General features: G+C 40.3%; 8 protein-coding genes and 1 pseudogene. 7 read left to right on the top strand and 2 right to left on the bottom strand.

Going from position 1 to position 13,014, the window contains the following annotated elements; translation table 11 throughout:
* Positions 1 to 36 precede the first annotated feature (36 nt).
* The 5 genes from KA717_25080 to KA717_25100 all read left to right on the top strand — a co-directional run bounded on the left by KA717_25080 (position 37) and on the right by KA717_25100 (position 6,659).
* Positions 37 to 1,169, top strand: a protein-coding gene (locus tag KA717_25080) for an IS630 family transposase (GenBank protein ID UXE59179.1) whose coding sequence is annotated in 2 segments (ribosomal slippage) — positions 37 to 457 and positions 457 to 1,169 — 1,134 coding nt in all. Because the reading frame shifts where the segments join, the coding sequence is not laid out codon by codon here.
* Between the two features lie 165 nt (positions 1,170 to 1,334).
* Positions 1,335 to 1,715 (top strand): hypothetical protein, encoded by a 381-nt coding sequence (locus KA717_25085; GenBank protein UXE59180.1) that lies wholly within the window; start codon positions 1,335 to 1,337, stop codon positions 1,713 to 1,715.
* A gap of 79 nt (positions 1,716 to 1,794) precedes the next feature.
* Positions 1,795 to 2,370 carry a Uma2 family endonuclease gene (locus tag KA717_25090; protein UXE59181.1) on the top strand — a complete coding sequence of 192 codons (576 nt, stop codon included), beginning with the start codon at positions 1,795 to 1,797 and terminating at the stop codon, positions 2,368 to 2,370.
* Positions 2,371 to 2,420: 50 nt separating this feature from the next.
* Positions 2,421 to 3,557, top strand: a complete 1,137-nt coding sequence (locus KA717_25095; protein UXE59182.1) for an exonuclease SbcCD subunit D — start codon at positions 2,421 to 2,423, stop codon at positions 3,555 to 3,557.
* A gap of 36 nt (positions 3,558 to 3,593) precedes the next feature.
* Positions 3,594 to 6,659 carry an SMC family ATPase gene (locus KA717_25100; GenBank protein UXE59183.1) on the top strand — a complete coding sequence of 1,022 codons (3,066 nt, stop codon included), beginning with the start codon at positions 3,594 to 3,596 and terminating at the stop codon, positions 6,657 to 6,659.
* Positions 6,660 to 6,691: 32 nt separating this feature from the next.
* Here KA717_25100 and KA717_25105 read toward each other — a convergent pair whose 3' ends face one another.
* Positions 6,692 to 7,252 (bottom strand): Uma2 family endonuclease, encoded by a 561-nt coding sequence (locus KA717_25105; GenBank protein ID UXE59184.1) that lies wholly within the window; start codon positions 7,250 to 7,252, stop codon positions 6,692 to 6,694.
* 120 nt (positions 7,253 to 7,372) lie between these two features.
* Between KA717_25105 and KA717_25110 the strand changes: the two genes are divergently transcribed.
* Positions 7,373 to 10,639 (top strand): UvrD-helicase domain-containing protein, encoded by a 3,267-nt coding sequence (locus KA717_25110; GenBank protein UXE59185.1) that lies wholly within the window; start codon positions 7,373 to 7,375, stop codon positions 10,637 to 10,639.
* A gap of 162 nt (positions 10,640 to 10,801) precedes the next feature.
* Here KA717_25110 and KA717_25115 read toward each other — a convergent pair whose 3' ends face one another.
* Positions 10,802 to 11,443, bottom strand: a complete 642-nt coding sequence (locus KA717_25115) for a hypothetical protein (protein UXE59186.1) — start codon at positions 11,441 to 11,443, stop codon at positions 10,802 to 10,804.
* A gap of 154 nt (positions 11,444 to 11,597) precedes the next feature.
* Here KA717_25115 and KA717_25120 point away from each other — a divergent pair.
* Positions 11,598 to 12,935, top strand: a pseudogene (locus KA717_25120) (IS5 family transposase).
* The last annotated feature ends 79 nt before the right edge of the window (positions 12,936 to 13,014 follow it).

A 13,014-nucleotide genomic window follows, 5' to 3' on the forward strand; every position in this document is an offset into this window, starting at 1 on the left:
TATTCATTACCTCAACAGATATCGTAATAAGTAACCATGCTCAAGACCTATATTGTCCGATTAAGTCAAGAAGAACGTCAGACCCTAAAAGATTTGGTATCCATCGGCAAAGGAGCGGCTTACAAAATTAAGCACGCCAATATTCTGTTAAACATTGATGTGAATGGACAAGGATGGACGGATGAGGAAGCTGCCGCCGCCTTTAGTTGTCACCGTAACACAGTCGCCAATCTCAGGGAGCGATTGGTCAATGAAGGTGTGGAGTCAGCATTAAGCCGCAAGCCCCGCAAAACGCCGCCTCGTCAACCGATTATTGATGGAGAGGTAGAAGCAAAACTAATCGCCTTACGTTGTGGAGAACCGCCTGCTGGTCAAGCCCGTTGGACATTGAGGTTACTAGCCGACAAGGCGGTCGAGTTAGAAATTGTGCCAGCAATTAGTCACGAAACCGTGCGTCAAGTGTTAAAAAAAACGAACTAAAACCTCATCTGCGACAGATGTACGTGATTCCACCAGAAAAGAGTGCCGAATTTGTGTCTAACATGGAAGATGTTCTAGAAATTTATCACCGACCCTATGACCCCAATTGTCCAGTGATTTGCATGGATGAGCAACCTATACAATTGGTCAAAGAAACCCGCCTTCCTCTACCAGCCAAACCTGGACAGCCAGAGGCGCATGATTACGAATATGAACGCAATGGAACAGCCAATATCTTTATGTTTACAGAACCCTTGTCTGGGTGGCGAAAGACAGTTGTCAGTGAACGTAGAACATCGGTTGACTGGGCAACAGAAATTAAGAATTTACTCGATAACGACTATGCTGATAACGACAAAGTCATTTTAGTATGTGATCAGCTAAATACTCACAAACTTGCCTCACTATATGAAGCATTTGAGCCTTCCACGGCTCGTCGTCTAGTCGAACGGTTGGAAATTCACCATACCCCAAAACATGGCAGTTGGCTTAATATTGCTGAAAACGAGCTGTCCGCAATGACTCGGCAATGCCTAGCTCGTCGAATTCCAGATCGGGAAACTTTAGAGCAAGAAACAACGGCTTGGTACACTCAGCGCAATCATTCCCAAAAGTCGGTAGATTGGCAATTCACGACGGCTGAGGCTCGTATCCGTCTCAAGCGTCTTTATCCACAAATAGAAAATTGACAGACCACTAGTGGTTCGCTCGAAAATCCTGAAATAAGGAAGAAGCTATGTGATGTTCTCGAAGGAGGAAAAGAAGCGTTTATTAAACGAGAACAAAAGTATGGTTTTAAGTAAAACGAAAAAACTAACCTTTAACCCTAATTTTAAACCAAGAGGATCAAGATTGTGAACTCCATCACCATCAATCCCCTAGAACAAAGCACACAAAAAATTGTTGACTTATTAACCCAATTAACCCAAGATTATCAACAGATATTACAACAAGACAAAAAAACACTATTAGAAAATTTTCCTCCTAATAATCACAAATTTTCTATTCTCGAAGAAATTGATTTATTAACCGCAGACCTTCGTGGTTATGCCAGTCAAATAAAAATTAACCAACAAATTAAAAATCCTGATCAAACCTTAACAAAATTACGAGATTTTCGTATTCTCGCAAATCCATCTTTAGCTGAACTTTATTTTACAAAAAACAAGCAATTTCCCTTAATTTATCAATACTTGCAAAAATTAGATTATCTAAAATTACTATTAATTGATTGATTGGCTAATGCTTCACGAACAACTCTGAAATTAGGCGATCGCATTTCCTCAAGTTCCTCTAAAATACCCGAAAAACATCATGGTTAACACTTTAATAATCCCTGAAACCCTATCCCTAGAAACCTTTTTAGCCTTACCAGAAACCAAACCCGCTCAGGAATATTTTAATGGCCATATCTATCAAAAACCTATGCCGCAGGGAAAACACAGCAAACTACAAATAACCTTAGCCAGCCAAATTAATCAACAAGCAGAATCAAAACGCATTGCCTATGCCTTTACTGAACTGCGTTGTACCTTTGCTGGGCGATCGCTCGTCCCTGACATTACCGTATTTGAATGGAATCATATTCCCCTAGATGAAAATAGCGAAATTCTTAACAAAATTACTATCGCTCCTGACTGGATCATTGAAATATTATCCCCTGAACAATCCTCCCTTCAACTTGTTGAAAAAATTAGCTTTGCCCTCAAGAATGGGACAAAATTAGGTTGGCTTATTTCTCCTGGCGATCGCCTAGTTATGGTTTTTCAAGGAGACAGATTACCCGAAACACAAACTGAAAATCAAATATTACCCGTCTTAGTAGAACTGGAAAATTGGACGATCACCCCTCAAATAATTTTTAATTGGCTCAATTTTAGTCAGCACTGAAACTTTTTATTTATAATGACTTAAACTGTGATCGCTCTGAGCAAAACTCAATGAAATTTATCCATACCTCTGACTGGCACTTAGGCCGCCAATTCCATCATCGATCTCTCCTCGGAGATCAGGAAAAAGTACTCGAACAACTCCTACAATACATCGAACAAGAAGCCGTTGATGCCGTCATTATTGCAGGGGATATTTATGATCGCGCTGTCCCCCCTGCCGCCGCCGTTAAACTGCTGGATGAGACCCTCGCTAAAATTTGCCTTGACCTCAAAGTGCCTGTCATTTTCATTCCTGGCAATCACGATAGTGCCGATCGCCTAAGTTTTGGGTCTCGTCATCTGCGGACAGCCAACCTGCATATTATTAGTGAACTCAGCCAGATTACCGACGCGATCGCCATAAAAAGCCAAGACTGTACCGTGCATATTTTTGGCATTCCTTACAATGATCCTGAAAATGTTCGTAATCACTTTAATATAGAGGTCAAAACCCACGACCAAGCCCACCGTCATCTCGTTGCACAAATCCTAGCAGTTAAACCCGATGCTCCGACCGTATTGGTGAGTCACTGCTTTATGGAAGGAGCCAAAAGCTCGGAATCAGAACGCCCTCTGTCCATTGGTGGAGCCGAATGTATTAGTACAGAACCCTTTGCCCCCTTTGATTATGTCGCCCTCGGCCATTTACACCGTCCTCAACACAAGGAACAGCAACAAATTCGCTATAGTGGTTCTTTAATGAAGTATAGTTTTTCGGAATATAATCATCAAAAAGGGGTAACATTAGTAGAAATTAATGCCAACGGATTGCAATCTATTCAACAATTACCTTTACAATCACCCCATGATTTACGCATTATTGAAGGAGAATTTCAAACCATTTTAGAACGAGGAAAAACTGACCCAAAAGCCGATGACTATTTACTGATTCGTCTCACCGATAAACACGCTATTTTAGAACCGATGGAACGCCTACGCACGGTTTATCAAAATGTTCTCCACGTCGAAAAAATTGGTATATTTAATACGGCTCAAACCCGTTTACAACCGGATAAATTTGCTAAACATAGTGAATTTGAAATGTTTCAAGACTTTTTTCGACAAGTACAGGGAGAAGAACTTAATCCCGCTCAAGCTGAAGCCGTTCAACAGGCGATCGCTGCCATTCACCGCAAAGATAATTAAATTTATTGTTCAGTTCTTGACTTTTATCGAAACAAAATGAAACCCTTAAGCCTAACTCTCCAAGCCTTTGGCCCCTTTGCTGGCACAGAAATTATTAACTTTCAAGCACTAGGAGAGAATCCCCTCTTTTTGATTAATGGCCCCACAGGTGCGGGTAAAAGTTCAATTTTAGATGGCATTTGTTTTGCACTCTATGGAGAATCAACGGGCAAAGAACGAGAAGCCGTTAATATGCGTTGCGATTATGCTAAACCTGATTTATTAACGGAAATTATTCTTGATTTTCGCTTAGGAGAAAAAGACTATCGTATCCGTCGTTTACCCACTCAGGAGAAGCCAAAAAATCGTGGTGAAGGCACAACAACTCAGCAGAGTGAAGCCTATCTATGGCGTTTAGAAAATTCAAAAGAAGGGGAATTACTAGCCGTTAAAAAAGTCAAAGAAGTGGATACTAAAATTCAAGAACTACTGGGTTTAGAAGCAGATCAATTTCGGCAGGTCATGGTGTTACCCCAAGGAAAATTTCGAGAATTATTAATGGCGAACTCAAAAGACCGAGAAACCATTTTTTCGCAACTTTTTCAAACTCAAATCTATGAGCAAATTCAAGATCATTTAAAAGAACGAGCCAAAGGAATCATTGCAGATAAACAAAAACAAGATACCAGCATTAAAATATTTTTAGAAAGTGCTAATCTGACTGAAGAAACCCAAGTTAGTCTTGAACTCAATGATTTAACTCCAAAATTAGCCATTGCCCAAGCAGAAAAAGAGGCGACTGAAATCGCTAAAATGGAGGCAGTCAAACATCAAGAATCAGGACTAAATTTACAAAAACAATTTGATAATTATCAACAAAAAGAAGTTGAATTGACCGAGAAACAATCCCAAGCTTCTATAATTGAACAAAACCAACAACAGTTAGAGCAAGCTAAACAGGCGGATAAATTATTACCTTTATATCAACGTTACCAAGAAGAAGTTAATATTCTGGCTACATTAACCCAAAAATCAGCAGAAAATCAGCAACAATTAACTAAAATTACAGAAGCAGTTACCGAGGCAAAAAGTCTTTATGAAAAAGCTCAGATAGATTTTAGTAAACTTGATCAACTTAAAAAAGAGCAGATTGAGTTACAACAGTATGAAAAGCACCAACAAGAATTAATTGAAAAACGCAAAGCTTTAAAAGTTGCTGAAAAAATTGCAAAAGAAAGTTCTCAAGTTCTACAAAAAGCACAAACAGAGTTAACCCAAAATCAATTAGAAAAACAAAAATTAGAAACCGCGATCGCTGATTTAAATCAGGCCTTAATCACCATTGAGAGTCAAAAAGCCACATTAAAAGAGCATCAACGACAATTACAGGATCGGCAACAGTTAGAAGACTTACGACAAGAATTAGATGAATTTACTCGTCAACAAAATAAACACCAAAAAGAGGAGGAAAAACAGCGCGAAAAATTACAACTGACCCAAACTGAATTGACAACAATGGAAATGTACTGGCATTTAGGGCAAGCCGCTAGTTTAGCGCAAACCTTAACCCAAGATCAGCCCTGTCCTGTTTGTGGTAGCTGTGAACATCCCCAACCCGCCCAAGGTTCTCCTGATACTCCTATGATTACCAAAGAGAACTTGGAAAAAGCTAAACAGGAGTTAGAAAAAATTCGTCAAAAATACCAAAAAATTGAGCAGGAATTGGTAAAAGTTAACCAAAAAATTGAACACCATCAACAGGCAATTATTCCCCTAGAAAACTCTCTTGATGACTTAGCTAATCAAGCGATCGCCTATTTACAAACTTTAGTAGATGATCTAACTCAAGAAATTAATTCCCTACAAAGCCAACAAGCAGAACGGGAAGTCACAGAAACAAAACTCGCTACTTTGCAAATAGAAATTACAACCTTAGAAACCGCGATCGCTCTTTTAAATGAGCAAGTCCAAACAGATCAAGTCCAAACTATTCAGGCTCGTTCCATCGTTGAACAAATCGAAAAACAAATTCCTGAAGAATTTCATCAAGCAAAAGCTTTAGATAAAGCTCTGACTAATTTAGAAAAAACGATTCAATCTCTCACCGAAACTCATCAAAAAGCAGAAAAAGACTATCAAAAACAGCAACAGGATTGTCTGCAATGTCAAACCAAACAACTGGAAATTGACAGTCAATGCCAATCCCAACAGGGCAAAACTCAAACAACGGAAACGACTTGGCAAAATGCTCTTCAAAGCAGTCTCTTTTCTGACTTCACTATTTTTCAAGCTGCCCAACTTTCTGAAGCTCAACAAACCGCGATCGCTGCGGAAATTGAATCCTATCATGCTGAATTAAATGCCCTTCAGGGAGTCATTAATCAACTTAAAATAGAATTGACAGGGCAAACAACCCCTGATTTAAAGCAACTCGAAATAGACTTACAGGAACAATCCCAATTATTTACTGAAAAATCCCAGAGCTATCAGCAATTAGCCAATCGTCATCAACAACTTCAAGAACTGCAAACTAAACTTAATCAAGCGCATCAACATCAGGCCAAACTAGATGAAGACTATAAAATTTATGGCACTTTAAGCGAGGTTGCCGATGGGAAAACAGGCAATAAAATTAGTCTCCAACGCTTTGTTTTAGGAGTCTTATTAGAAGATGTACTTTCCCAAGCTTCTGCTCGACTCTATCGCATGACTCAAGGTCGTTATCGCCTCGAACGTCCCGAAAATCAACGAGCTAAAAATAATCGAGCATCGGGTTTAGAAATGGAGGTTTTAGATGAATATACAGGAAAATTACGTCCTGTTTCTACCCTATCGGGCGGTGAATCTTTTTTAGCGGCTCTATCCCTAGCTTTGGGTTTATCTGATACCATTCAATCCTACGCAGGCGGTATTAAACTAGATACTCTATTTATTGATGAAGGTTTTGGTAGTCTCGATTCTGAGTCCTTAGAATTAGCGATTCGTACCCTGATGGATTTACAAAGTCATGGTCGCACGATTGGCATTATTTCCCATATTACGGAATTGCGTGATCACATGAATCTACGCTTAGATGTGATTAGTTCTCGTCTGGGTAGTCGTGTTAAAATTGTTGGTGTTTAAAGCTAACAGAAACAGATTAATTTTAGCGAATCCTAATTCATTTTTAGCCAGTTAAAAATTTGTTCAACCGTTAACTGTAAAGGAATATTTTCTAACATCGGTAAAGAGGTAATTCCTTCGCATAAAATAGGCTGTATTTGCGGACGAACCACTAAAATACTGAAATCATCGGGATCAATAAACCAACCTAATTTTGTGCCATGATCCAAACAATAAAGCAAGTTACCTAATACTTTGTTAGGGCGTTGATCGGGAGATAAAATTTCAATGACCCAATTGGGCGCGATATTAAAGTTATCAGGAATTTCTCCTCTGTCTGTAAAAGGAATGTTTTTCCAGCTAAAAATGGCCACATCAGGAACAATAGAGCGATCGCCAAAACTACAGCGTAATTCTGGAAAAGCATAGGCAATTTTAGCGGGTTCAGTGACTTGATTAATCGTGGCACATAATTGAGCTTGTAATCGGCTATGTCTTCCTTTCTGCATTGGTTTTTGGATAATATTGCCATTAATAAATTCACTGGCAGGTTTAGTTTCTGGTATTTGTAAAAATTCCGACAGTGTTAGCGGTTTAGGTTTTGTTTGTACCATTCATTTTCTCACAGGGATAAGGATTAAACGGGACTTTTAAATTATAAAGAATTTTTGAGTAAATAGTAGCTAAAATAAATTGATAAACGCCCAAACAATTCTTTTTCGGAAATCTTTACCATGAGCCTAACACCCGACCAACAACGTGCTGCCCATGCTCCCCATAGTGTTTGTGTCACGGCGGGAGCAGGAACGGGTAAAACTTTTATGTTAGCGGCTCGGTATTTGTACCACCTACAACAGGGCTACTCACCCCTACAAATTGTCGCTGTCACCTTCACCAATAAGGCGGCTACGGAACTGCGATCGCGCATTCGCCAAACCGTTTTAAGCCAAGCGAGTGATCGTAGCGATTGGTTAGCCGAATTAGAGGCTGCTCCGATTAGTACATTTCACTCCTTAGCGGGTCGTATTTGTCGAGAACAGGCACAAATTGTCGGTATTCCCCCTGATTTTACGGCTTTGGAGGAATGGGAAGGGCAACTCTGGCAAACAGAACATCTCGCGGCTGCTCTGGATCATTTACCCTCAGAATTGTACGCCAATATTCCCTATTCCCTAATGCGAGAGGCCATGTTGGCCTTTTTAGGCGATCGCCTTAGTGCAGAAAGAGCCTTAAATTGTGATTCAACTCAATGGGAAAATGCCTTAAAAACCTTTCGAGAAAAAGAGTTAGAAAAATTAATTCAAGAGACAATTTGGCAAAATGCTTGGCAATGTTTTCATCAAATAATAGGTAAAAGTGGGGACAAAATTGAAGAAGCTCGTCAAATTGTTTTAGAGGCAATGGTAGCTATTCAAGCAGGAGAAAATATTGCAGTAAAATTAAACCAGATCGCTAAAGTCGATCTACGGGGAGGCAGTGCAAAAAGTTGGGCAAGTAAGGAGGATTTAGCCGAAGTAAAAGAGCATCTTAAGGCGATGAAAGAATGGGTTAAGTCGATAGAAAAAGCGGGACTTTTAACCTTAACGATGGGGGAATTAGATCAGCAAATTGTTGCGACTCTTCCCGATTTAAAAAGAGCCTTTGAATTTGTGCAAAATTATCTGAGTCAAATTAAACAACAGCAACGTATTTTAGACTTTAATGACCTCGAAGTTTATGCCTTAAAAGCCTTAAATAATCCAAACGTTAAGGAATATTATTCCCAGCGTTGGCAAGTTTTTTTGATTGATGAATTTCAAGATACTAATCCTATTCAAAGTGAGATTTTAAGCTGTTTAACTTCTCTCAAAAATTCCCCCATACTGAAAGACTCTAAACCTCTAGACGCTCTGAATTCTCCCCAAAATAGTGGGGCTGATGGGGCAAAAATCTTAACCTTGGTGGGGGATGAAAAGCAATCTATCTACGGATTTCGACGGGCAGATATTACCATTTTTCAAAGTTGGCGATCGCAAATTAATTATGATGTCGCCCTAAATACCAGTTTTCGCAGCCATGAAAATTTAATTAATCACATTAACCAACTATTTCAACCCGTTTTAAATGATCTTCATCAAAACTTAGAAGCTGATCGAAACATTGCGCCCCATCCTGCGCCCCATTTAGAAATTTTTGCGGTTACTCCTGATCCCGATCTTAAACCCAAACCCCCTGTTGAAAATTGTCGTCAAGTGGAAGCCGAACGTATTGCCGATATTATTGAAAATTTATTACAGAAAAAAGTCCCAATTTGGGATAAAAAATTAGAAGAACATCGAGCGATCGCTCCTCAAGATATTGCCATTTTATCCCGTAGTTGGTCGCCTTTAGAAATTTATGGACAGGCATTAACAAATCGTCAAATTAACGGTAAACCAATTCCTGTTGTTCAAACGAAAGGCGGTAATTTATTAGAGAGTCGAGAAGTAAAAGATGGCATTACGCTATTACGTTTTCTTGCTGATCCTAAAGATAATTTGGCCCTCATTGCTGTCCTGCGTAGTCCCTTTTTTACCATCAGCGATCGCCTATTAGCGGAACTGGCTACAGAACGCTCTGAAAAAAGTTGGTGGCAAATTATTCAAGAGAGTAATTTATCTGAGCTAATTCCCGTCGTTACAACTTTGAAAACCCTCCTCAAACGTCGTCGCAGTGATTCCCCCAGTCGTTTACTACAATGGAGCGATCGCCTAACAGGATATACCGCAGTGATCGCTAATTTGCCCGATGCTCAACGCCGTTTAGCCGACTGGCAAGGGTTTATTCATCTGGTGCGACAACTGGAAATGGGACTTGCCGATGTATTTACCGTAGTACGCCGTCTTCAACGTATTCAAGCTCATCAATTAGCCTTGCCCCGTCCTCCGCTCGAAGCTCGTAATGCCGTTGCCCTGATGACGATTCATGGGGCCAAAGGTCTGGAATGGTCGGTGATCATTGTTCCCGATTTAACCCGTGCGTCCCCCAATGATACGAGTATTATTCGCTTTGATCCGCAAGTGGGGGTGAGTTGGTCGCTGGCCGATGACGAGGGAGAAAAACAAAAACCCGCCCTCTTTACCCTACTAGAACAGCAACAAAAACAACGGGAGGCCGAGGAAGCTAAACGATTACTCTATGTAGCTCTGACCCGCGCCCGCGATCGCCTGATCCTAACTGCTCCCCAAACAAAAGGACTGGGTTTAGACCTTTTGCAACCAGGTATCATCGGCAATTTTGAAGTTCAAAGGATTCCCTACGAACCCCAACGAATTACCGCGTTTGTTGCCCCTTTACCTCCCGTTTCGGAAACCATCGCCCCTTTACTGCTCCATCCCGTCCATGCTCAGGGTTTACGCCTACCTGTCACGGCTTTAACCGATTACGCCCGTTGTCCTAAACGGTTTGATTACGCCCATATGGAAGGTCATCCTGGGCTTACGACTGGTACAACCAATTTTGCCCGCGAATTAGGAACTTTAACCCATACTGCTTTAGAAAAGAAGATTACTCAGTTAGACCGTCTCCAAAGCTACCAACCCGAATTACCTACCGATAAAATTGCCGAAGCCCTAACCCTCGCTGACCGTTTTCGGACATCATCCACTTATGCCACCGTCCAAACAGGAAACTGGGAAAAACCGCTACAATTCCAGCGATCGGGCATCACCTTTACAGGTAAAGCAGATTTAGTCGGAGCAGATTTTGTTTTGGATATTAAAACCGATCAGGAATTTGACCCGCAGGAACACCGTTTTCAACTTTGGGCCTATGCTTACTCTTTCGATAAATCTCAAGCCCATATCGCCTACCTCCGTCACGATCGCCTGCATACTTTCACATCTCAGGATTTAGCTAAGATTGCCATCGAGGCCGAAGACCTCATTACCCAACTCGGCGATCGCCGCATTGATCCAACTCCCTCAGTAGCTAATTGTAGTATTTGTCCCTATTCAGTTATTTGTGAAAGTAGTGTCAGCTAAGGATAGGGTCATTTTAATCATTAGTTGGACTTACTTTTCTCAAGCCAAACTACGAAGCGGCGATCACGTTTGAAACAGAGACAGATTGATCGGCGATCGCCACTTTGGTAGTGTTCTAAATCTGTAGATAAGTCATTCCCTGATAGCTTAATTCACTACAATTCAAAAAATCAATCCACAGGTTTGCAACATTACCAGAATTTGAAGTAAGCCGAGAACAATGACATGAAGATTAACAAAACGCTCAAAGGCTTCTACTTTGTTTAAAATCTGAGTCTGAACAGTTTGGGGATAGTCAGGGAGGATAAGATTGCTAGGCCAGGTCGGTAAAGTAGGAAGAGCCTTAAGCCAAAAACGATAGGCAAAGCCGCCCAAAAGATGGATTAATTGACGAAAAGTGACTTCAATCTTAAATCGGAGACCGTAAGCGGCAATAATCTCAGGTCCAGTCAAACAGAGGTCAGTAGAAAGCAGAATCAGTCTTTGTCCGTTGGGCAATTGGGTGAGGACAAACTTAACGAGCTGATGGGGACTATCCCAGTGGAACTCAAAGCACTGATAAGAAACGGAGACTTGTTGACCATAGAGCCAGACTTTAGCGGTGGGAAAATCCTCCACAAGAGCAAACAGGCTTTCTAGTTTTATTGAACTCCCCCAAAGCCGTGGTCGTCCTTTCCCCCCCAAGGTCGGAACGGAAGAAAAGGGAGCATATGCCACTGTAGAGCAACGCACTCGGGTGATGAGATGCAAGGCATTTTGGCGAAAACTTTTGAGCACTGCTCCACAAGCGAAGTAAGCATCCAAAATCACATAGCTTCCCGCCTCTGCGTAGGTAGGGCTTGCTGAAAAAAGCTGAAACCTTTACGGAGAAAAATAGTAGGCGAATTAAGAACCGCTAGAATGCACGAAAATAGGGTAGAATGCCTCAAAACCATTGCATTAAGAAGAGAGAAAGCAGATGTACCGAAAGCAACAGTACTCAATTGAAACACCAGAAAACTTGAAAAATCTGTTCGGCGGGCAGTTAGACGAAGAAAATCGTTGGATAGAAATGTCAAAAATGATTCTTTGGGAAGAATATGAGGAAGAATATGCAAAAAACTTCACAGAAAAAAAAGGAGCCCCAGCCAAATCATTTAGAATGGCATTAGGAGCATTAATTATCAAAGAAATTTCAGGAAAAAGTGACAGAGAAACAGTAGAACAAATAAAAGAGAACCCTTATTTACAGTACTTTATAGGAATGGAAAGCTATAGTAGCAAAGAAGCATTTAATGCGTCAATGATGGTTCATTTTCGTAAAAAAATAGGAATGGAATTAATAAATAAAATTAATAAAGAAATAGAAAAAAAAGCGACGGGTGTAGCGTCAGAAAAAAAAGAAAATGAAGGAAAGTTATTGTTAGATGCGACTTGTACACCAGCAGATATAAAATATCCAACGGATATAGGAATATTGAATGATGCCAGAGAAAAAACAGAAAAAATAATAGATAAGCTGTATGAAGAAATAAAAGAGAAAAGGAAAGAAAAGCCGAGGACTTATAGGGAAGTGGCAAGAAAAGAGTACTTAGCCATAGCAAAAAAACGTCGTGTGTCAAAAAAAGAAAGAAGAAAAGGAACAAAAAAACAACTAGGATATATAAAAAGAAACTTGTCTGATATAGAAAAAATGATAGAAGAGGGAGCAAAGTTAGAAAAACTAACGAAAAAAGAGCAAGAAGAGCTTGTAACGATAGGAAAAGTGTATGAGCAACAGTTAGAAATGTATGAAAAAAAGACAAATAAAGTAGAAAACAGAATCGTGAGTGTAAGCCAACCTCACGTGCGTCCAATAGTGCGTGGAAAAGCGGGAAAAGCAGTAGAGTTTGGAGCTAAAATATCGGCAAGTAATGTGAATGGCTTTGTCTTCTTAGACAAATTAAGTTGGGATAATTACAACGAATCGGGAGATTTACAAGCGCGAATAGAAGAATATAAAAGGGAAACAGGATGTTATCCGGAATCGGTTCATGTGGATAAAATCTATCGAACAAAAGCGAATCGAGCTTATTGTAAAGAAAGGGATATAAGAATGAGTGGTCCCCGATTGGGAAGACCGCCGAAAGAGGTGAGCAAAGAAAAAAAGAAAGAGGCACGCTCAGATGAAAGAGTGCGTAATGCCATTGAGGGTAAATTCGGACAGGGAAAGAGGAAATTTAGTCTTGGTCGAGTGATGGCCAAACTACCTGAGACCTCGGAAACGGTAATTGCGATGAACTTTTTGGTAATGCATCTTTCTACTCTACTTCAGAAGACAAAAAGTAAAAAGTTGTAGAGTCGTTTTTCTTGTGAAAAATGGTGTTAATTTTCCTCTCTTTTGTGAGGAGTGATTT

Origin of the sequence: Woronichinia naegeliana WA131 (assembly GCA_025370055.1) — a bacterium.
In the GTDB taxonomy this organism is placed as follows: Bacteria; Cyanobacteriota; Cyanobacteriia; order Cyanobacteriales; family Microcystaceae; genus Woronichinia; species Woronichinia naegeliana.

Bases quoted from the DNA above. Each gene is read 5' to 3' on its own strand.
- KA717_25090 (UXE59181.1), top strand. From the start codon at position 1,795: ATGGTTAACACTTTAATAATCCCTGAAACCCTATCCCTAGAAACCTTT.
- KA717_25095 (UXE59182.1), top strand. From the start codon at position 2,421: ATGAAATTTATCCATACCTCTGACTGGCACTTAGGCCGCCAATTCCAT.
- KA717_25100 (UXE59183.1), top strand. From the start codon at position 3,594: ATGAAACCCTTAAGCCTAACTCTCCAAGCCTTTGGCCCCTTTGCTGGC.
- KA717_25105 (UXE59184.1), bottom strand. From the start codon at position 7,252: ATGGTACAAACAAAACCTAAACCGCTAACACTGTCGGAATTTTTACAA.
- KA717_25110 (UXE59185.1), top strand. From the start codon at position 7,373: ATGAGCCTAACACCCGACCAACAACGTGCTGCCCATGCTCCCCATAGT.